19 protein-coding genes are annotated in these 19,665 nt (G+C 46.8%); 2 read left to right on the top strand and 17 right to left on the bottom strand.

Annotation, left to right across the window (positions count from 1 at the left end; all coding sequences use genetic code 11):
* Nucleotides 1-108: 108 nt before the first annotated feature.
* Both axeA1 and T360_RS14770 read left to right on the top strand, forming a co-directional pair.
* Nucleotides 109-1,557, top strand: coding sequence for an acetylxylan esterase AxeA1 (gene axeA1, locus T360_RS0106165; RefSeq protein WP_028912004.1), 1,449 nt, complete (start codon nucleotides 109-111; stop codon nucleotides 1,555-1,557).
* A gap of 180 nt (nucleotides 1,558-1,737) precedes the next feature.
* The gene (locus T360_RS14770) at nucleotides 1,738-2,697 is read left to right on the top strand and encodes an LD-carboxypeptidase (RefSeq protein ID WP_081772713.1); all 960 of its coding nucleotides are present in this window, start codon (nucleotides 1,738-1,740) and stop codon (nucleotides 2,695-2,697) included.
* Here T360_RS14770 and T360_RS0106155 read toward each other — a convergent pair.
* From T360_RS0106155 to T360_RS16505, 17 genes are all read right to left on the bottom strand, one after another.
* A complete protein-coding gene (locus T360_RS0106155) occupies nucleotides 2,675-4,588 on the bottom strand; it encodes a HAMP domain-containing sensor histidine kinase (RefSeq protein ID WP_081772712.1) in 1,914 nt (637 codons plus the stop codon). The two genes, T360_RS14770 and T360_RS0106155, sit on opposite strands and share 23 nt — an antisense overlap.
* A gap of 14 nt (nucleotides 4,589-4,602) precedes the next feature.
* On the bottom strand, nucleotides 4,603-5,568 hold the full coding sequence (locus tag T360_RS0106150) for an acetylornithine carbamoyltransferase (protein ID WP_028912002.1): 966 nt from the start codon (nucleotides 5,566-5,568) through the stop codon (nucleotides 4,603-4,605).
* Nucleotides 5,569-5,592: 24 nt separating this feature from the next.
* Entirely contained in the window at nucleotides 5,593-7,668 is a 2,076-nt protein-coding gene (locus tag T360_RS15720) for a PP2C family protein-serine/threonine phosphatase (RefSeq protein WP_231488117.1), read from the bottom strand.
* A 23-nt stretch (nucleotides 7,669-7,691) separates the two neighbouring features.
* Nucleotides 7,692-8,933 (bottom strand): glutamate-5-semialdehyde dehydrogenase, encoded by a 1,242-nt coding sequence (locus T360_RS0106140; RefSeq protein ID WP_028912219.1) that lies wholly within the window; start codon nucleotides 8,931-8,933, stop codon nucleotides 7,692-7,694.
* 7 nt (nucleotides 8,934-8,940) lie between these two features.
* Complete coding sequence (gene proB / locus T360_RS14765; protein WP_051523432.1) at nucleotides 8,941-9,708, bottom strand: glutamate 5-kinase; 768 nt, start codon at nucleotides 9,706-9,708, stop codon at nucleotides 8,941-8,943.
* A gap of 3 nt (nucleotides 9,709-9,711) precedes the next feature.
* The gene (locus T360_RS0106130; protein ID WP_028912000.1) at nucleotides 9,712-10,071 is read right to left on the bottom strand and encodes a YraN family protein; all 360 of its coding nucleotides are present in this window, start codon (nucleotides 10,069-10,071) and stop codon (nucleotides 9,712-9,714) included.
* A gap of 40 nt (nucleotides 10,072-10,111) precedes the next feature.
* Nucleotides 10,112-11,779: an AMP-binding protein gene (locus T360_RS0106125; RefSeq protein ID WP_028911999.1), complete on the bottom strand. Its 1,668-nt coding sequence runs from the start codon at nucleotides 11,777-11,779 to the stop codon at nucleotides 10,112-10,114.
* Between the two features lie 34 nt (nucleotides 11,780-11,813).
* Nucleotides 11,814-12,371 (bottom strand): helix-turn-helix domain-containing protein, encoded by a 558-nt coding sequence (locus tag T360_RS0106120; RefSeq protein ID WP_028911998.1) that lies wholly within the window; start codon nucleotides 12,369-12,371, stop codon nucleotides 11,814-11,816.
* A gap of 14 nt (nucleotides 12,372-12,385) precedes the next feature.
* The gene (locus T360_RS0106115; RefSeq protein WP_028911997.1) at nucleotides 12,386-12,997 is read right to left on the bottom strand and encodes a hypothetical protein; all 612 of its coding nucleotides are present in this window, start codon (nucleotides 12,995-12,997) and stop codon (nucleotides 12,386-12,388) included.
* The gene (locus T360_RS0106110) at nucleotides 12,994-13,776 is read right to left on the bottom strand and encodes a pyrroline-5-carboxylate reductase (RefSeq protein WP_028911996.1); all 783 of its coding nucleotides are present in this window, start codon (nucleotides 13,774-13,776) and stop codon (nucleotides 12,994-12,996) included. The genes T360_RS0106115 and T360_RS0106110 overlap by 4 nt, the downstream gene beginning before the upstream one ends.
* A complete protein-coding gene (locus T360_RS0106105; protein ID WP_028911995.1) occupies nucleotides 13,773-14,912 on the bottom strand; it encodes an aspartate aminotransferase family protein in 1,140 nt (379 codons plus the stop codon). Before T360_RS0106105 ends, T360_RS0106110 begins: the two co-directional genes overlap by 4 nt.
* 38 nt (nucleotides 14,913-14,950) lie before the next feature.
* Complete coding sequence (argC, locus tag T360_RS0106100) at nucleotides 14,951-15,916, bottom strand: N-acetyl-gamma-glutamyl-phosphate reductase (RefSeq protein ID WP_028911994.1); 966 nt, start codon at nucleotides 15,914-15,916, stop codon at nucleotides 14,951-14,953.
* Nucleotides 15,913-17,115, bottom strand: a complete 1,203-nt coding sequence (locus T360_RS0106095) for an argininosuccinate synthase (RefSeq protein ID WP_028911993.1) — start codon at nucleotides 17,113-17,115, stop codon at nucleotides 15,913-15,915. The genes argC and T360_RS0106095 overlap by 4 nt, the downstream gene beginning before the upstream one ends.
* Nucleotides 17,116-17,165: 50 nt before the next feature.
* Entirely contained in the window at nucleotides 17,166-17,771 is a 606-nt protein-coding gene (locus T360_RS0106090; RefSeq protein ID WP_028911992.1) for a GNAT family N-acetyltransferase, read from the bottom strand.
* A gap of 11 nt (nucleotides 17,772-17,782) precedes the next feature.
* Nucleotides 17,783-18,259 (bottom strand): arginine repressor, encoded by a 477-nt coding sequence (gene argR, locus T360_RS0106085; RefSeq protein WP_013064565.1) that lies wholly within the window; start codon nucleotides 18,257-18,259, stop codon nucleotides 17,783-17,785.
* A gap of 84 nt (nucleotides 18,260-18,343) precedes the next feature.
* Nucleotides 18,344-18,883: a DUF4923 family protein gene (locus T360_RS0106080; RefSeq protein WP_231488116.1), complete on the bottom strand. Its 540-nt coding sequence runs from the start codon at nucleotides 18,881-18,883 to the stop codon at nucleotides 18,344-18,346.
* A gap of 598 nt (nucleotides 18,884-19,481) precedes the next feature.
* A partial coding sequence (locus T360_RS16505; protein WP_231488115.1) for a hypothetical protein occupies nucleotides 19,482-19,665 on the bottom strand: 184 nt, incomplete at its 5' end.

Below are 19,665 nucleotides of genomic sequence, written 5' to 3'. Positions count from 1 at the left end.
AATCAGTTTATTTTGCGTGCAAAGATAAATAAAAAATCTGATAATTGTTTGCTTACCTCGACTAATATTTGTATTTTTGCACACAAATTAATACATAAAGCTGTAACTATGAACAGAAAACTATTCATGACAGGCCTGTTGATGCTTGCAATGAGCATGCAGGCACAAACCGCAAGGAAGTTTACGCTGAACCTGACTGATGACGGTAAGGCTCAGATGGTGTGTTATCTGCCGGAGAATCCTTCGGGCAGAGCCATTGTTGGTGTACCTGGAGGTGGCTACTCGATGCTTTCAAATACCCATGAGGGCTATCTGGCATCCGACTGGTTGAATCAGCAGGGTATCGCTTATTTTGTAGTGAACTATCGCCTGCCTCATGGTGATCGTACTATCCCCGTGGGCGATGTGGAGCATGGTATCCGCATTGTTCGCGATTCTGCCAAGGTGTGGCATGTCAATCCTAATGATGTGGGCATCATGGGCTTCTCGGCGGGGGGTCACCTGTCGTCGGTTATTTCAACGATGGCGCCTTTTGAGGTGCGCCCCAATTTCTCGATACTTTTCTATCCTGTGATCTCGATGGATGAGCGTGTGTCGCATAAGTGGTCGTGTATCAACTTCTTGGGCGAAGAGGGGCACAAGGATAAGCAGATGGTACAAGCCTTTTCTACCCAGAATGCGGTGCGTAGTCATCTCACACCACCTGCCTGTATCATCAGTGCCAACGATGACCGCTTGGTGCCTGTGGTGACTAACGGCATACAGTATTATTCTGCCATGCGTAATGCTGGCAATGAGTGTAGTCTGTTTATCTATCCGTCGGGCGATCATGGCTTTGGGTTCGGTACTTGGTTTAAGTATCACGACCAGTTGCTCCAAGACCTGGGCAATTGGTTGAAGTCGATTCCTGCTCCCAAGGAGAATGCTATCCGTGTGGCTTGCATTGGCAATAGTATCACAGATGGTTTTGGAATAGATATGCGTGCTAAGTATGGCTATCCTGCACAGTTGCAAGGCATCCTTGGCGATGGCTATTGGGTGAAGAACTTTGGCGTTTCGGCTCGTACGATGTTGAATAAGGGCGATTTCCCTTATATGAACGAAATGGCTTGGCAGGATGCCCTGGCATTTAAACCCGATGTGGTTGTGATAAAACTTGGCACTAACGACTCGAAACCCGAGAACTGGAAGTATGGTGCAGAGTTTAAGCAGGATTTGGAACAGATGATTAAGACGCTGCGCCCAGATCTGGCTCAACCAGCTAAGAAAGGTAAGAAAAAGGTGAAGGCTGCTCAGCAACCTGTAGGTCCAAAGATTCTGCTTTGTACCCCTATTCCGGCATTCAAACCTAGTTGGAATATCAATGACAAGGTGATTACAGATGAGATTATCCCCATTCAGCAAGAAGTGGCTCAGCAGTATGGTCTTCAGGTAATCGATCTGCACACGCTGATGCTTAACGATGGTGATAAGGTTGTGGAAGATGGTATTCACCCCAATGAGAAGGGCGCCAAAAAGATGGCAGAAATCATAGCCACAGCCATCACGACAAAGTAAGCATTGCTTCTTCTATATATGCACGCACTTGACTTTCTAGCCAAGTGTGTGCATCTGTTTTGGCGTTTTTAATAGAAGAAAACTGTTAATTAATATTTTTTCTTACTTATATTCACAGAATTTAATTATATTTGCAATCGATATCTGATTTATTAACGAGGTAACTAAAACAAGGACGAAATGGAAAACATGATCCTTCCGCCATTTTTGAAACCTGGCGATAAGGTTGCTCTTATATCGCCAGCTTATTGGGTGGCGCAAGAGGCTATTATGGAAGCAGCTGCCGTAGTTGAAAGCTGGGGGCTGCAGCCTGTTATAGGCGAACACACAAACTGCTTGAATGTTGATGTTTATGCAGGTACTGCCAATGAAAGGGCGTCCGACCTTATTTGGGCGCTTGAAGATGACAGCATCAAGGCCATTATCTGTACGCGTGGCGGTTATGGTTCTATTCACTTGCTAAATCGTGTCAGTCAGGATATGTATAGAAAGCATCCGAAATGGCTGATTGGTCATGGCGACGTTACCACCTTGCTGTATGCTGTGGCTGGTGCTGGTGTGATGAGTCTGCACGGACCAATGGCATATCAGATCAGTGCCAAACAGGAACCAGCATCCTCAGTGCTGCGCAATATCCTTTTCGGTAAAGTGCCACAGTATGGACTTGTCAGTAGCTCGCACAATCAGTGCGGTCATGCTGAGGGCATTCTTATCGGTGGCAACCTTTCCAGCTATTCGGCTATTGCGGGGTCACGGTTTAACTTACCTCCTGGTAAAGATATTATTCTGTTTCTTGAAGAGGTAGAAGAGACGCTTCACGATATTGACCGCTTGTTTTATATGTTGCGTTTACAATTGGATTTTGAACGCGTAAAAGGTATCATATTTGGTTCGTTCAGTTCTATTAAGTTCGATTTGCAGTATGGTAGCGTAGAGCAGATGCTGATAGCTCACCTTAACGATCTTGATATTCCTATAGCCTGCGGTTTCCCGTTTGGTAGTAATACTTGTATGCCAATGATCGAAGGTGCACCATGTGTGCTGGATGTGACTGCAAACAGAACTCTGCTCACTTTCAATATAGAAGGTGAGGCAGAGTTTGTGGAATTGGAGAATGCTACTCCGCATTTAATGCGATGACAAAGCGGGCACCTTGCGTGAAGGTTGTGTCAAGGTAAAGGGTGTAGCCCATTGAGGTGGCCAGACTTCGTGCCAAGGCTAAACCGATGCCCAGACTATGTTCATTGGCATTGAGACGAACGTAAGGCTCAAAGATACGCTCAGCATCGGCATCAGAAATCGTAGGTCCTTCATTGCTTAACGATACGGTGTAAGTACCGTTGGGCTCCTTATGGCAGTTCAGCAATACTGTACCGCCAGTGGCATACTTGTTGACATTGCTCAGCAGACAATTTATGATGACCTCAAACAGCGGATTGGTGCGGATGATGACATCATCACTTATGTCGGTCTTATACTCAAGTGTCAGTTTACGCTCTTTCTCAGCATTAAGATCCGGACCAGTATGCTGCAGGTCGTAACTGTTGAGAATAGAACGTAGCGACTCGTTCAGATGCAGGTCGACATTTTTTAATAGTGGTGCACCGTCGCCATAGAGGCTATATAGTACCAGCTTGTGGGTTGATGTAGCCACATTGTATGCATTGCGGCATACTTCCGAGCGGAGTACCTGATATTCTTCGTGAGGAATCTGACCATTGGCTTCGATAATCATCTCTGCTGTACCAATGAGCGAGAGCAGCGGTGAACGGATAGCATCCATACAGGTGCGTCTTTCTTCTTCGGAGATGCTAATGGTGCCTTGGGCATACGAGTTGAGTACAGGATCCATCATAGACTCTATATTACGCGCTGCGGCCACGATATCACTGTATCGCTTGATGCGTTCTTCGGGCTTCAGATTAAACTGTGGATCGTTGAAGATGCGTGAATAGTTCATCAGTACGTTGATGGGCGACTTGAGCTTCTCCAATATCGTGGTAACGAAAGCACGACGGATGGCCTGACCTGCCTCAGTTTTTCGGCGAGCTTCCTGCAGTTGCTGGAATTGCTCTTTAAGGCGATGGTTTTTTAAATAGCGGTAGATGAGAACGGCTATCAGCAGCGCAATAATGATTAGTGACATAAAGCCTACTGTCAGCAACTGCTTTTTTCTAAGTTCAGCTTTGTCTTGTTCTGCCTGCAACAGGTTGATGTCGCGTGAGGCATCCATCAGCAATTCTTCCAGCACCTCGCGCTCGTCTAGTTGCTGCAGACTGTCTTTCAGTTCTGCTGCTTCGTATGCTTTCTTCCAATCGCCCATTTGGTCGTAGATGTCTCTGCGTAACTCTGTGGCCATCAGTTCTACATCAGTAGAGTCGCTCCAGGCCAAGGCTAGCTTGTAGTCCTTGTTCATGAGCGCGTGGCACACCATCACCTGGAAAAGGTTGGCACTATTAAACTGCTGAGGGAGATTCTGGCGTATGCTGTCGTATCGGGCAAAATAGTGTTTAAAGGCTTTATTGTCGCCCATCTTACTAGCCAGAATACAGCGAAAGCCGAGCACGCCACTATCGTACATGGGGTTCTGCAGCATGTGCTGTGGCAGACTGTCGAGACAAGCCATGGCCTCGGCAGGTTTGTTGAAACTCATCACCTGAGCTAAGGATAGGTAGCAATTGAATACGGCCACATCGTTCTTTTTCCGATCTACAGTCTGGAGTGCCTTACGGAAGTAGGTCTCTCCCATCTCGGGCTGGTTTCTGCCGGTATAGAAGAATCCCAGACACATGTTCGGCACATAGAGATACTGTTCATGATGATGCTCACGGATTTCATCGGTCATACGATGAATCTTGATAAAAGCAGGGTGGAAATGCTTTTGATTAACGTCGTTAATGACTTCTATCATCTGTGAGTGGTAGTACTTGCTCAAATCCTCCGGTTTTGAGTCATCAGCATACGCTTTTATTGTGCTGCCAAAGATGAATGCAGCTATAACAATTAATAACTTTAGAAGTTTTTTCCTCATGAGTTATTGGTTGTTTAAAGTGCTTCGAGCATACGTTTGATGACTACTGAACAACTGATTTCACGGTTGGCTGCCTCGGGGATAACCAAACTGTTGGGGCTCTCGATGACATCGTCGCTAACAATCAGATTGCGACGTACGGGCAGACAATGCATAAACTTACCATTGTTGGTCCACGACATGTGTTCGGTGTCTACGGTCCATGAGCGGTCGTCACAGGTTATCTTGCCATAGTCGGCAGGATTGGTTACTCCAGGATTACTCCAGTTCTTGGCATAGATGAAGTCGGCACCTTCGAAGGCTTTCTTCTGATCGTACTCCACGCGTGCATTACCTACGAACTTTGGATCGAGCTCATAGCCTTCGGGGTGGGTGATAACCAAATCTACATCGGGAGCTGCATTCATCCACTGAGCAAATGAGTTGGGTACTGCCTGGGGCAAAGCACGGCAGTGAGGTGCCCATGTAAGCACTACCTTCGGGCGCTCAACTACCTTGTGCTCCTCGATGGTGATAAGGTCGGCAAAGGCCTGCAATGGATGAACAGTGGCTGTCTCCATGGCAAACACGGGGCGACCGCTGTATTTGATGAATTGCTGGAGTACGGTCTCAGCATAGTCATATTCGCGATCGCTAAGTCCGGCAAAGCTACGCACACCAATCAGGTCGCAGTAGCATCCCATGACAGGGATGGCTTCCAACAGGTGTTCGCTCTTGTCGCCATCCATGATGACGCCACGCTCTGTCTCCAGCTTCCAGGCACCGGCATTCACGTCGAGCACGATGACATTCATGCCCAGGTTCATGGCGGCCTTCTGGGTGCTGAGGCGTGTGCGCAGTGAGTTATTAAAGAATATCATCATCAGGGTTTTGTTCTTGCCCAGATGCTGGTATTTAAAACGGTCGTTCTTAATCTCAAATGCTTCGGCCATGGCTTTGTCCAATGGACCGAGGTCTTCTACGTTGATAAATGATTTCATATTTTGTTTTTTATTTTTTAATGTTCAATCTTCAATGTTCAATGTCTTGAGGCACATGATGGTCATGTCGTCGTTAGGTTCTGCACCGTTGCGATGGCGCTCCACCTCTGCTTCCATCAGTTCTACTACATGGCGTGCATCTTTGAATTTCGTATGTCGTAGTATGTCGAGCATGTGGTCATCGCCGAACTGTTCTTGTTTAAGATTCTCGGCTTCATTTAGTCCGTCGGAATAAATGAAGAGAGGACGCCCCTTGATGGATGCTATCTCCTCGCCGATATAGTCAAGTTCTGGCCACAGACCGATAGGTGCATTCGGTTCCATCTCAAGGAACGAACCACGTAGCTCGTCACCTCCAATCACAGGGGGATTATGACCGGCATTGCAGAAGTAGAACTGGCCTGAGATAAGATTCAGCTGTCCGATGAACATGGTGACAAACATGCCATTGTCGTTTTTCTCTGTCAGTTCATTGTTCAGTCGGGTGGCTATTGCAGCTGGCATCAGGTGCTGTTTGGCCAGAGCACGGAACAGGCGTGTGGTTTGTGCCATGAACAATGATGCGGGTACTCCTTTTCCAGATACGTCGCCTAAGCAGAAATACAAGATGTCATCCTCGAGCAGATAATCGTAAAGGTCGCCACCAACCTCTTTGGCTGGAGTCATCGATGCGTAGAGGTCCAGGTCGGTACGTTCGGGGAACTCATGTGGTACCATCGACATCTGGATTTCGCGGGCAATGCGCAGCTCGCTCTCGATACGCTCTTTGGCAGCAGTGGTTTGTTCAAGCTGATCGTAGGCTGTCTCTAACTTATCGTAGGCCGCGGTCAGATCTTTCATGTGGCAACTACGGCGGTATAGGTAGATGCAGAGGAAGGAGATGATGAGCAGGCCCACGCCTAAGGCTGTCCAAAGGGTGATGCGTTCTGTCTTCTCCTTGTTCTGTTCCAACTCGAGTTTTGACTGGTACTCGCTTAGTTGCAGCTGCTGTGCATGTCGATCCAGACTGTCGTTCTTAAGTTTTATCGAGGCGTGACTCAGTTCTATCTCGCGATTCTTCAGCGTCAGGTCTAATGCTTCTTTCTCCAAACGTTCTTGTTCCAGTTCGTTTGCCTGGCGTTCCAGAAGTAGTTCCTGGTTGCGCAGCTTCAACTTCTTGGCTTCGTTTTCGGCTCGGATGATGTCCATCTGCATGGTGTGCTCTGCCGATTGTTTGCGTATGTCGGCCGTGTTGATAGAGTCGCTAACCCTTTTATATTCCTTGAAGTATTGTAGGGCATCTTCCCATTTCCCCATCCATTCGTAAGCATAAGAGATGAGCTGGGCTCTTTCTTGGGGAAACTTCACCTTTTTGGCTAATTCAAGCATCTTCTCGTAGTCGCCATTGATACGGGCATGGTAGATTTCTATATCGCTAGCAAAGAGGGAACGGTAGTTGTATTTCTCTGATACTTTCTTCCATTCCGTATAGGCCTTGTTCAACTCTGTCTTTTGTTCGGCCCCTTGATAATACATTGCTGCAATGCATCGGTAACTCCATGCATCTACTATCGAAGGTCCGGAGAGGTTGGGCTCTTTAAGGGCTTTGTCGGCCATTTCAAGTACCTTCTTCTGGTCTCTGCGATTGTGATAGATTTTTGCTAGTCCCAAATAGGCCGGAGCGGCATTGATATGGGGCAAAAATGATTGTTTATATTTTAAGGCTTTTAAGTAATTCTGCTCAGCTTGTATTTCCATTCTTAGTATGCTTGATTGACTGGCAGTGGTAAGTGATGAATAATAAATACCCAGTTTACTGTCGTGTTGCTGGCTATACTCGTTCAGAGCCTTGGCTATCTCGATGCCTTTGTCTCTGCTGACTTTTGAGAATGCGAAGGAGGCCTGATTGGCCCAGGTTCTAAAGAAGAGATTCTCGTCTTTTGCTTTCAGACATGCCTCTTTCAGTTGGTCGGTGACATTCATGAATTGCTCAACCTCGTGTGAGGAATACAGGCGGTACATTTCTTTTGTCAGTCGATCAAGTTCGGCCTGATGACTTTGGGCAGCCACTGCAAGTGGCAGCAAAAGGAATAATAGGTATATAGTAATTGTTTTTTTCATATCGTTCCCTCCTTAATTATTTCTTATGGTCGCACCTGTCCTTCGCCTTCGATGAGCCACTTGTAAGTGGTTATCTCCTCGAGTGCCATAGGACCGCGCGGACCGAGCTTCTGAGTGGAGATGCCAATCTCGGCGCCAAGACCGAACTGGGCACCATCGGTAAACGAAGTAGGGGCATTCCAATAAACACAGGCTGCATCAACATGGGCCTGGAATATACGTGCCGTTTGCTCGTTCTTGGTGATGATGGCCTCGCTATGGCCGCTACCGTTCTGGTCTATATGGGCTAATGCCTCGTCAAGGTTGGCTACGGTCTTGATGGCAAGTTTATAGTCCATAAACTCGGTTCCAAAACTCTCCTCAGTGGCATGCTCCAGATAAGGATACTTGCCATCGATAGCAGCATAAGCCTGGTCGTCGGCATAGATGATCACCTGCTTTTCGGCCAACGGACTTACTAACTCTGATAATATATCTAATCTATCTCGATGTACTAACAGGCAATCCAGCGCATTGCAAACCGACACACGGCGTGTCTTGGCATTCAGGATGATGGCTCGACCCATCTCAAGGTCGCCATCTTTATCGAAATAAGTGTTTACCACGCCTGCACCAGTCTCGATGACCGGGATGCGGGCTGTATCGCGTACAAAGTCGATGAGTTTACGACCGCCGCGTGGAATACAAAGATCTACATATCCTACTGCATTCAGCATCTCGCCAGTAGCTTCGTGGGTGGCAGGCAACAGGGCTACCACATCTTTAGATACGCCATATTGCTGTAATACCTCATGAATCAAAGCAACCTCTTCTTGGTTGCTGCAGTCAGCATCCTTACCGCCCTTTAGAACACAGGCATTGCCGCTTTTGAAGCAGAGCGAGAAAACATCAAAGGTAACATTTGGGCGTGCCTCGTAAATCATGCCAATCACACCAAAGGGCACGCTGACACGGCAAAGACGAAGACCGTTGGGTAGCGTTTTTTGTTTGGTGATATGGCCTAATGGCGAGGGTAGGGTGGCTACGTTACGCATGTCGGAAGCAATATCCTCCAAACGACTGTCTGTGAGTTGCAGACGGTCGTATAGTGGGTTGGCTTTATCCATCTTAGCCAAATCCTGGGCGTTGGCCTTCAGTATTCTCTCCTTATTCTTGACGATGGCATCGGCAACGGCATGGAGTATTTCGTTGCGTTGCTTATCGGTAAGCAAAGCCAGACTCTTGCTGGCACGTTTTACACGCTCGAATGTATCTTTAAGTTGCATAGCTCTATTAGGTTAGGAATTCTGTATGAGGTGTTGACTCTGGTCTCTCTATCAGGTCGATCAGGATATCATCACGGGTGCCATTGGCGATGATGACATGTATGCCTGCCGACTGGATATTGCTAGCCGTGTGGTACTTTGAGTGCATGCCACCTCGACCGAAGGCGCTCTTTTCTTCCTTGATATATTTGGAGAGGTCAGTGCAGGGAGCAACTTTCTGTATCAGTTCTGAAGTTGGGTCGTCGGGATGACCTGTATAGATGCCGTCAATGTTTGATAGCAAGATGAGTGAATCAGCCTTCATCATCTGTGCGATGAGGCCCGATAGTTCATCGTTATCCGTAAACATCAGCTCGGTTACCGAAACGGTGTCGTTCTCATTGACGATAGGGAGCACATCGTTCTCAAGCATGACCGTCATACAAGCCTGTTGATTGCGATACTGCTCGCCGGGCTGGAAATTTTCCTTCATGGTGAGTACCTGACCAACATGAATGCCAAACTCGCGGAATAAGTCATAGTAGAGACCTACAAGCTTAACCTGACCAACAGCTGAAAACAGCTGACGCTGCTCTACGCTGTCGAGCGAGTGATCGACTGTCAGTTCGCGTCGGCCACAGGCTACGGCACCTGAGGTGACGAGTATGACCTCAATGTCCTGCTTGCGTAACCAGGCTATCTGATCTACAAGACCTGACATACGGGTAACGTCTAATTTGCCATCGGCACGCGTTAGTACATTCGAACCTACTTTGATAACAATTCTTCTTTTCATCTTCTAATATAATGGTACATCTTTGATATGATCGATTTCGGGCTTTCCGCCTATCATGCCTACTACAGAGATGATGTCGAACCTTATCTCACTGTTGATGCGGCGAAACTTGATGTAGTGGTTGATGGCCAGACGCAGGCTTTGCAACTTGCGGTAATCAACAGCCTCTTCCGGTTCACCGAATAATCGGTTGCGACGGGTCTTTACTTCGACAAATACCATACTATTGCCGTCTGTGGCGATGATGTCGATATCCCGACGCCCCGATTTCCAGTCGCGTTCAATAATCTGATAGCCATTTTGTCGTAGATATTCTGCGGCTTTATCTTCGCCCCATTTCCCTAACTCATTATGTGCAGCCATCACTAATTATCAATGTTCAATGTTCAATCTTCAATCAAACCTATTTCTCAGCGTCTTTCTTGCGAATCTCTACACGGCGGATCTTACCGCTGATGGTCTTGGGCAACTCATCAACAAATTCCACAATGCGAGGATACTTATAAGGAGCCGTCTCCTTCTTGACATGCTGCTGAAGTTCCTTTACAAGGTCTTCACCCGCTTTGTCTTTCCATTCCTTGCCGAGTACAACAGTGGCCTTCACCACCATGCCACGGATATCATCTGGCACACCAGTAATGGCGCACTCAACCACGGCAGGGTGAGTCATCAGGGCGCTCTCTACTTCGAACGGACCGATGCGGTAACCCGACGACTTGATAACATCGTCGATACGTCCTTCGAACCAGTAGTAACCATCTTCGTCACGCCAGGCCATGTCACCAGTATGATAAATGCCGTCGTGCCATGCCTCGCGGGTCTTCTCTTCATCACGGTAGTAACCCTTGAACAAGCCAATAGGCTTCTTGTCGCCTACGCGTACCACAATCTCACCTTTCTCACCATCCTCACAACTGGTACCATCGGCACGAAGCAGATCGATATCATACTGGGCGTTGGGGATACCCATCGAACCGGGTTTCGGGGTCATCCAAGGGAAGGTGCCGAGCGTCATGGTTGTCTCTGTCTGACCAAAGCCCTCCATCATGCGGATGCCGGTTTTCTCGTAGAACTTATCATAGACGGCAGGGTTTAAGGCTTCGCCTGCAGTACAGCAATACTGGAGACTGCTTAGGTCGTACTTGCTCAAATCCTCACGAATCATAAAACGGTAGATAGTGGGGGGAGCACAGAAACTGGTAACCTTATATTTCTCCATCTGGCGTAGCAGGGTGTCGGCATTAAACTTCTCATGGTCGAAAACAAACACAGTTGCACCGGCAAACCACTGACCATAGAACTTGCCCCACACAGCTTTACCCCAACCGGTATCGGCAACAGTGAGGTGGAGTGAGCCCTCATGCAGGTTATGCCAGAAAACACCGGTGGTGAGGTGTCCCATCGCATACAGGTAATCGTGGGCTACCATCTTTGGTTCGCCACTGGTTCCAGAGGTAAAGTACATAATCATGGTGTCTTCGTTGTTATTAACGAAAGCAGGACGCTCAAACTTAGGCGCTTTTACTACCTCAGTCTGATAATCGCGGAATCCTTCGGGGATGGGCTTACCATGATCAGTAATGGTGATATATTGTTTTACCGTAGGACTCTCTGGCATGGCCAGGCGAATTTGTTCGCAAACATAAGCATCATCCACACAGATGATGGCCTTGATAGAGGCACGGGTATTACGATACACAATATCGTGTTTGGTGAGCATGTGGGTTGCAGGGATGACGATGGCGCCAATCTTGCAAAGGGCCAGCATCACAATCCACCACTCGTAGCGGCGCTTCAGAATCAGCATCACAGGGTCGCCCTTGCCGATACCAATCGACATGAGGTAGGCGGCAGCCTGGTCGCTCTGTTCTTTCAACTGCTGATAGGTGGCACGTATCTCCTCGCCCTGGTCGTTGGTCCAGAGCAATGCTAACTTCTCGGGTGCTTCCTCTGCCCACGCATCCATGACATCGTAGGCAAAGTTAAAGTTTTCTGGAATGATGAATTCCAGATTCTTATTGTAATCCTCTACAGACTCGAAATGTGTCTGCTTTAAAAATCTTTCTACCATAAATTCAATTTTTCAATAATATAATCCTTCAACTTTACTCGACGGTGAAGGCGAGGAATTTCACGGGCTTGTCGCCTACTGCCAGCATGCCGTGGGGCTTTGATGAGTCGAAGTAGATGCTGTCGCCTTCGTCAAGAATGATGGTCTTGCCACCAATAAAAAGCTCCATCTTGCCCTCGAGTACCATATTGAACTCCTGACCGGGGTGAGTGTTCTTATATATGGTGCGTGCACCTGGTTTGGGTTCAACTGTTACAATGAATACATCGGCATTGTGGTTTACAAAACCGCTAACCAAGCTCTGGTACTTGTAAGCTTTGGTACGTTCAACACTCATGCCCTGACCTTTACGAACCACGAAATATGATTTCATATGAGGTGCCTCGGCAAACATCAGCTCTTCAGCTGATACACCGTACTTATGGGCTATCTTCATGAGGTTTGAGATGGTGATGTCAAGTTCACCCTTCTCAATCTTCTCGTACTTTTCTGAGTCGATGCCGATGGTCTCGGCCATCTCACTGACTGGAATGTCGAGAACATCGCGCAATCCGCGAAGGCGTTCTCCTATTTGTTTTAATTGCTCATCCATATTTTCTATGTTATTTATCGTTCATCAATAATTTTGTAATTTGCATATTTTTCTTTAGGGAAGATGAAGAGATTATCATCTATATTGCCAGCTTGAAAGTTTGAGAAGGTGATGGTTGCCCAGAATAGACTTACCTTGATACGCAACTTCTTGGGATAATAGTTGCCAGGCGTGAGTAGGGCAATGATTTTCTTCATCTTGACTTTTGTGCCTGGTTTGGCTTCGAGGGTGACTAGCAAACCTTCTGGATCCTTTGCAATAGCGTAGTTATAGCTGTCGGGCTCAAACTTGAACATCTGTAACTTCTCGTCCTTCTTGTTTACCTTGGGGTCGTGGAGTTCCACAATTTTCTTGTTGGTGCGTACGATATGTTTCAAATCTCCATCGTCATAGATGATGGTGTTCTTATGTTCTGATATACTCTTTTTGCCTTTGTTGCATGAATAGCCTTCTTCCTTATATAAGCTAAGGATGTTGAGCTTATAGTTAAACTTAACACCCTCCTGACCATAGATATGGTTCCATGCCGTGTTGAATACACGTTTGGCCTGACGCGCATTGGGCGTATCTTGTGCCGATGCTGTCAGACAGAAGAATGTCAAGAGTAACAATAGCTTTCGTATCATTTCAGTCCTGCTTTTAGTCCTCGGATAACTGCTGAGGTGAAACCAGCATGCTCCATCTCATTGAGGCCTTTGATGGTAAGTCCGCCAGGGGTGGTAACCAAATCGATGGCGGCTTCGGGATGCATGCCGCTGGCTTCGAGTAGTTCTACAGCTCCCTTCATGGTTTGCATCACAATCTTCTTGGCGTCGTCGGCCTTGAAGCCTAATTCTACACCACCTTCAGCTGCTGCACGGATGTAGCGCATGGCATAAGCGATGCCACAACTGGCAAGGGTGGTGCCTGATGCCAGGTGCTGCTCGTCGGTGAGGAGCGAGGTTCCCATGTCATTGAAGATGCCCTGTATCAAATCTGTTTGCTCTTTCTTGGTATTGTCGCATGGCACAATGAATGTCATCGAGGCCAGTTCGGCAATGGCAATATTGGGAATCACCAGGAAGAGTGGGGGGCAGTTGGCACCCAACCATTCCTTAATGCTTGTAGAAGGAACGCCTGCGGCGATCACAATCAGAAGTTGTTTGTTAGGATTGAGTTCGGCTTTGATGTCGGTGAGTACACGTTCTACCAACCAAGGTTTCACCACCACGCAAACAATATCAGCTGAACTGGCTGCCTGGTGGTTGTCGGTCGTGACGTTTACGCCTAACTTGGCAAACTTATCAACAACCGCCTGCGAGGGATCGCTTACGGTAATATCTTCGTTCTTGAACTGCTGACCTTTGATAAGGCCTTCAACAGTGGCGCCGCCCATGGCACCAGCTCCTATTACAGATATCTTCATAATTCTTCGGGTTTAACTCTAATCAGTCTTTCGATAAAGTCGTCGGCCTCTTTCTTGGTGAGGCACAATGGTGGTAGCAGACGCAGAATGTTCTGACCTGCACAGCCAGTGAAGCAATGCTCGTGCTTGATGAGTGGCTTGCGAACCATCGCATGCGGCATGTCGAGTTCGATACCAATCATCAAACCGCGACCGCGCACTTCCTTGATGTGTGAACTGCCAATGTTGCGGATACCTTCCATCAGGTAGTCGCCAACCTCGCGGGCATTCTCTACCAATCCCTCGTCCTCAAATACATCGAGTGTAGCCAATGCTGCTGCACAAGCCAAGTGGTTACCACCAAAAGTGGTTCCTAACTGTCCGTAAACAGGCTCGAATTCTGGCGAAATCAGCACGCCGCCCATAGGGAATCCGTTTGCGATACCCTTGGCAACAGTGATAATGTCGGGTTTGATGCCTAACCACTGGTGGGCAAAGAACTTTCCGCTACGACCATAGCCGCACTGAATCTCATCACAAATGAGCACTGCACCATAACGTTTACAAGCATAAGCCAGCCCTTGCGCAAACTCTGGTGTGGCCATCTGGATACCACCAACACCCTGGATGCACTCTAGAATAACAGCTGCCACACCGCCTTTCGACAATTCGCGAACCCATGGCTCCAAGTCGTTGAGAGGCAGAAAACGGGCATGGTGGTTGTCGTTGATAGGAGCCACAATCTTAGGATTGTTGGTTACCTCAACAGCCAGACTTGTACGTCCATGGAATGCTTTCTCGCAACTCAGCACACGGGTGTTGCCTGTTTTAAACGAAGCCAGCTTCAAGGCATTCTCGTTAGCCTCGGCACCAGAATTAATCAAGAATAACTGATAATCATCGTAACCAGAGATCTTGCCTAAACGTTCGGCCAACTGTACTTGCAGCTTGTTGATAACAGAATTTGAATAGAACCCGAGGTTCTGCAGCTGTTCTGTTACCTTATTTATATAATGGGGATGAGAGTGGCCGATACTGATGACTGCATGTCCACCATAGAGGTCGAGATATTCCTGACCTTTGTCGTCCCATACTTTACAACCTTTTCCTTTTACGATGTTTACATCGAATAACGGATATACGTCGAACAGTTTCATAAGCTTCAATTTTACAATTTTTCAACTCTTCAATTCTTTTAGAATGCACTTGCCTTTAGCTTCAGTCCGGCAGTCTCGTCGATACCGAACATGATATTCATGTTTTGTACAGCCTGACCTACAGCACCTTTCAGTAGGTTGTCGATAGCAGAGGTAACCAGTAGCTTATTGCCGTATTTCTCTACATGTACCAAAGCTTTGTTGGTGTTTACTACCTGCTTCAGGTCGATGGCTTTGTCGCTATAGTGCGTAAAGGCTGCGTCTTTGTAGAAGTCCTTATAAGCCTCGATAACATCCTCTACTGGAGCTGCTGTCTTGATGACTGCAGTGCAGAAAATGCCACGAGCAAAGTCGCCGCGATAGGGGATGAAGTCGATATCTGCATCCAGATAACCCTGAATTTGTTTCAGCGACTGACGAATCTCGGCTATATGCTGATGCTGGAAGGGCTTGTAGATGCTCAAGTTGTTGTTGCGCCACGAGAAATGGGTCGTAGCTCCTGGCTTCTGACCAGCACCAGTAGAACCGGTAATGGCATTGACGGCTACATCTTCTTTCAGTAGGTTGAGATGGGCTGCTGGTAGCAAGGCTACTTGGATACAGGTGGCAAAGCAGCCTGGGTTGGCCAGATGCTGAGCCTTCATGATCTCTTCCTTGTTAATCTCCGGCAGACCATACACATAGTCATGATTACCTTTGATGCGGAAGTCCTGTGCCAGATCGATGATCTTTACGTTATCAGGAATGGTATGCTCTTTCAAGAATGCTTCGCTCTTACCGTGACCGAAACAGAAGAATATCACATCAACCTGATCAAATGGCATCTCGCTGGTGAACTTCAAATCGGTGTCACCAATCAGACCTTCGTGCACATCCGATACCAGATTGCCTGCATTACTCTCTGAGTTAGCAAACACAATCTTTGCATCGGGGTGGTTCAATAGCAGACGAATCAACTCTCCGCCTGTGTAACCGGCTGCACCTAATATACCAACTTTTATCATCTTTGTTCGTCTTTATGGATTCCGTAGTAAACACGCAGTGGTGTGCTAGATACCTTGATAAAGCCCTTTGCTTCATCGGCTGTCCAGCCTGTCTGTGTCTCACCATACTCGCCAAGCTTGCTTTTTGTCAAATCGTTGGCGCTGTCAATACCTACTGTTTCGAATCCGAAGGGACGGAGCTTCAGAATAGCGGTACCTGTTACATGGCGCTGACTGCTGGTGAGCATAGCCTCAATATCTGGCATCACTGGCTCCAGATATTGACTCTCGTGCAGGAACATACCATACCAGTTGGCAACCTGATCCTTCCAATACTGCTGCCACTTAGAGAGGGTTGACTTCTCCAACAGGCGGTGAGCTTCGATGATGAGCTTCGGAGCTGCTGCCTCGAAACCTACACGGCCTTTGATACCGATGATGGTGTCGCCCACGTTGGCATCACGACCGATGGCATAGCTGGCACCAATCTCTTCGATTTTTTGGATGGCCTTCACCTTATCATCAAACTTTTCGCCGTTAACAGCAACAATTTCACCCTTGTCGAACTGTATCTTCAACAGTGTCTCCTGTTCCTTGGCAGTTACGTGCTTCAAATAAGCCTCTTCAGGTAGTCCTTGAGTAGGATCGAGCAGTTCGCCACCGCAGATACTGGTGCCCCAAATACCTACATTGTATGAGTACTTCAGCTTGGTGAAATCGGCAAAGAAACCGTGCTCGTTCAGATAATCAACCTCTTCCTTACGGGTCAGTTTCTTATCGCGCGTCAGGGTAATAATCTCAACACCGGGGGCCATTACAAGAAAGGTCATGTCGAAACGAATCTGGTCGTTGCCGGCTCCAGTAGATCCGTGAGCGATGGCATCGGCACCAATCTCCTTTGCATAACGGGCAATGGCGATAGCCTGGAAAATACGCTCGCTAGATACGGAAATCGGATAGCAGTTGTTTCGCAATACATTGCCGAAGATCATGTACTTCAGTGATTTCTCATAATACTCGTGAGTAACATCGAGGGTTACGTATGCTTTTGCGCCGAGTTTAAAGGCGTTTTCCTCGTTTTTCTTCAACTGCTCGTCGCTGAAACCACCGGTGTTGGCGCATGCTGCATAGACATCCCAACCATCCTGGGTGAGCTTCATTACTGTGTAAGAGGTGTCGAGACCTCCTGAAAATGCGACTACTACTTTCTTGTTTGCCATATCTTTGTTGCTTTTTATTTTTTAACCTTTTTACTTTTTTACCTTATACGCTATTCTTCTTTCCCGTCAATCTTGCGGATGCGTGCCAATACGTCGTCTGAGATTTTTGCAGGAAGATGCTCTGTGGGATCGTAGAGCATAGCTGTGCAGATGCAATATTTACGACCTGTACGATGCAGTACATCAACATTGCAGCAGCCTTCACAACCTTTCCAGAAAGCTTCGTCATCAGTTAAGTTGGCGAAAGTTACTGGTTGATAGCCCAGTGCGGTGTTCATTGCCATTACTGCGGCACCGCTTGTCAGTGAGAAAATCTTGGCGTGTGGCCATCTGGTTCTGGCTAGTGTGAAAGTCATATCCTTGATACGCTTGGCAATATGCTTGCCTCTGAAGTCGGGATGAACTATCAATCCCGAGGTGGTGACATATTGCTGGTTTTCCCACGTCTCAATATAACTGAATCCGGCAAAACGGCCTTCCTTGGTCAGGGCAATGACGGCTTTGGCCTCCATCATCTTCTTGGCCAGATACTCATGCGTTCTCTTGGCTATACCTGTACCGCGCACCTTTGCTGCCTCTGCAATGGTGTCGAGAATAGTATCTACATACTTCTCGTGTTCAGGTCCTGCTACCAAGACTTCAATTTCTTCTTCCATTTCTATCTACTTTATTTCATGTTTGGTACCACGTCAGTCAGGGCTTCTACCACATCCTGATGTTTCACACCTTCTTTAATTACTATGAATATGGTGTCGTCGCCAGCGATGGTACCTAATATCTCGGGTACGTCGCTGTTGTCGATGTTCCAGGCAATCGAACTGGCATAACCAGGACGGGTCTTGATGATACCCATGTTGCCTGAAAAGTTGATACTGATAAAGCCTGGAACCTTCATCATCTCGCGGATGCTGTTGGGGGTGCTAACTCGTTTGTACATCGTCTCGTTGGGGAGAACGTACACGTAGTTGCCACTCATAGAGGCAGCTTTGGCAACCTTTAGTTGTTTCAGGTCACGACTCAGGGTGGCTTGCGTTAGTTTGAAGCCTTCTTTCTGAAGGGCATTCAATAATTCGTCTTGGCTTCCTAACTGCTGACTTGATATGATCAGTCTCAGCGCTTCTAATCTGTTGGTCTTTACTTTCATCGCAGTATATTTATTCAGAAATCGGTTGCAAAATTATACAAAATTTCGCAACCAACCAAATATTTCTGCATATATTTGCAAATTTTACCGTTTCATATCGAATCCAACGCGTACGCCATCGTAATTTTTGCTTAAATCACCGATGGTTTGCAAATCTTTGTTTCCGCTCATGGCGGCCATGGTCTGGAGAACTGTCAGCAGTTTCTTGGATTCAAATAGGATTGAAATGCCATTTGCTTCCTTTTTGGCATAACAGTTCATACTGAGCAGCAGTCCCTTTAGAGTTATTTTCTGCGAAGGTTCGTCGAAAGTATATTTCCCACTAAAGGGAGTGCCTGCTATCTTGGATGTAAAAGTGCCGTCTTCGTTGAAGGTGATGAATGTGTTGCTTGCCGACAGACCAACTTGCTGATAATAGGGTAGCAGTTTTTCTTCAATTTGTACGGCAGCAACTTCTCCACCTGCTTTCGCTAAAAGATTCTCGCTGGTGAATGCACAGCCTGGTCCTTCGTATTTCCAAGTGGCGATTAGGTTTTTTGCCTTTATCTTGTCGAGACCGATAACGCTCGTTATTGCGTTTGTCAATCCAGTACCATTAGTCATCGCTCCTAAAACTTGTCCCATATTACCACAACTTGTCATTGCGATGCATGACAAAATTGCAAATCCTACTATGACTTTCCTCATTTCTAATAAATGTTTATTGATGGTTATTGTTTCTATTGGGATGCAAAGATAAACGAATTCTCTTAAATCGCAAAATAATTATCAGAAATTAACGCATACGTATGGCTCGCTTGTTTTTCTCTCCGAATCAACCCTCAAAATGACGTGAGTTAACTCAAAAAGACTTTTGAATTAGCTCAGAAAGACTTTTGAGTTAACTCACGGTTTTTGGGAGCAGGTCTTCTTGGTCTTATATATAATATTATAATGTGAATGAATATTCGCGATTGATGCATATCAAGAGTGACTAAAAAAATGCATGAAAAATGAAAATTTCTCTCGAAAAGTTTTGGTAGTTCCAAAAAAAGCCGTACCTTTGCACCCGCAAATCAGGAACACCACCTGACAAGCAACAAAAGAAAGAGTTCTTTGAAAGATTTACATAGACAGAAGTAGTACAAGAAGCGAGAGCAGAAATGCTCTTGGGTAAAAGAGAAACAAACCGTTTCAATTTCTTGAAGGATAGTCGTTCTGAATCAGAGACAAATGGTTATTTTTACAAGGCTTCTAGGAGCGAGAGAAATGAAAGCTTGCTTTCAATTTCCGAGCGACGACGAAGACTCGTAGAAAATATCGAAGATATTTTATACAATGAAGAGTTTGATCCTGGCTCAGGATGAACGCTAGCTACAGGCTTAACACATGCAAGTCGAGGGGCAGCATGATCGAAGCTTGCTTTG

Source organism: Prevotella sp. MA2016 (genome assembly GCF_000619825.1).
Classification (GTDB): Bacteria; Bacteroidota; Bacteroidia; order Bacteroidales; family Bacteroidaceae; genus Prevotella.
The sequence above is the reverse complement of the archived record's forward strand: the minus strand, read 5'-3'. Positions and strand labels throughout refer to the sequence as shown.

What these genes read in the sequence shown, in the direction of transcription:
- argC (WP_028911994.1), bottom strand. Translation starts at nt 15,916, where the DNA reads ATGATAAAAGTTGGTATATTAGGTGCAGCCGGTTACACAGGCGGAGAG.
- T360_RS15720 (WP_231488117.1), bottom strand. Translation starts at nt 7,668, where the DNA reads ATGAAAAAAACAATTACTATATACCTATTATTCCTTTTGCTGCCACTT.
- T360_RS0106115 (WP_028911997.1), bottom strand. Translation starts at nt 12,997, where the DNA reads ATGATACGAAAGCTATTGTTACTCTTGACATTCTTCTGTCTGACAGCA.
- T360_RS0106095 (WP_028911993.1), bottom strand. Translation starts at nt 17,115, where the DNA reads ATGGCAAACAAGAAAGTAGTAGTCGCATTTTCAGGAGGTCTCGACACC.
- T360_RS0106140 (WP_028912219.1), bottom strand. Translation starts at nt 8,933, where the DNA reads ATGCAACTTAAAGATACATTCGAGCGTGTAAAACGTGCCAGCAAGAGT.
- T360_RS0106130 (WP_028912000.1), bottom strand. Translation starts at nt 10,071, where the DNA reads ATGGCTGCACATAATGAGTTAGGGAAATGGGGCGAAGATAAAGCCGCA.
- T360_RS0106120 (WP_028911998.1), bottom strand. Translation starts at nt 12,371, where the DNA reads ATGGATGAGCAATTAAAACAAATAGGAGAACGCCTTCGCGGATTGCGC.
- T360_RS0106105 (WP_028911995.1), bottom strand. Translation starts at nt 14,912, where the DNA reads ATGAAACTGTTCGACGTATATCCGTTATTCGATGTAAACATCGTAAAA.
- T360_RS0106150 (WP_028912002.1), bottom strand. Translation starts at nt 5,568, where the DNA reads ATGAAATCATTTATCAACGTAGAAGACCTCGGTCCATTGGACAAAGCC.
- proB (WP_051523432.1), bottom strand. Translation starts at nt 9,708, where the DNA reads ATGAAAAGAAGAATTGTTATCAAAGTAGGTTCGAATGTACTAACGCGT.
- T360_RS0106080 (WP_231488116.1), bottom strand. Translation starts at nt 18,883, where the DNA reads ATGGGACAAGTTTTAGGAGCGATGACTAATGGTACTGGATTGACAAAC.
- T360_RS0106090 (WP_028911992.1), bottom strand. Translation starts at nt 17,771, where the DNA reads ATGGAAGAAGAAATTGAAGTCTTGGTAGCAGGACCTGAACACGAGAAG.
- argR (WP_013064565.1), bottom strand. Translation starts at nt 18,259, where the DNA reads ATGAAAGTAAAGACCAACAGATTAGAAGCGCTGAGACTGATCATATCA.
- T360_RS0106110 (WP_028911996.1), bottom strand. Translation starts at nt 13,776, where the DNA reads ATGAAGATATCTGTAATAGGAGCTGGTGCCATGGGCGGCGCCACTGTT.
- T360_RS14770 (WP_081772713.1), top strand. Translation starts at nt 1,738, where the DNA reads ATGGAAAACATGATCCTTCCGCCATTTTTGAAACCTGGCGATAAGGTT.
- axeA1 (WP_028912004.1), top strand. Translation starts at nt 109, where the DNA reads ATGAACAGAAAACTATTCATGACAGGCCTGTTGATGCTTGCAATGAGC.
- T360_RS0106125 (WP_028911999.1), bottom strand. Translation starts at nt 11,779, where the DNA reads ATGGTAGAAAGATTTTTAAAGCAGACACATTTCGAGTCTGTAGAGGAT.
- T360_RS0106155 (WP_081772712.1), bottom strand. Translation starts at nt 4,588, where the DNA reads ATGAGGAAAAAACTTCTAAAGTTATTAATTGTTATAGCTGCATTCATC.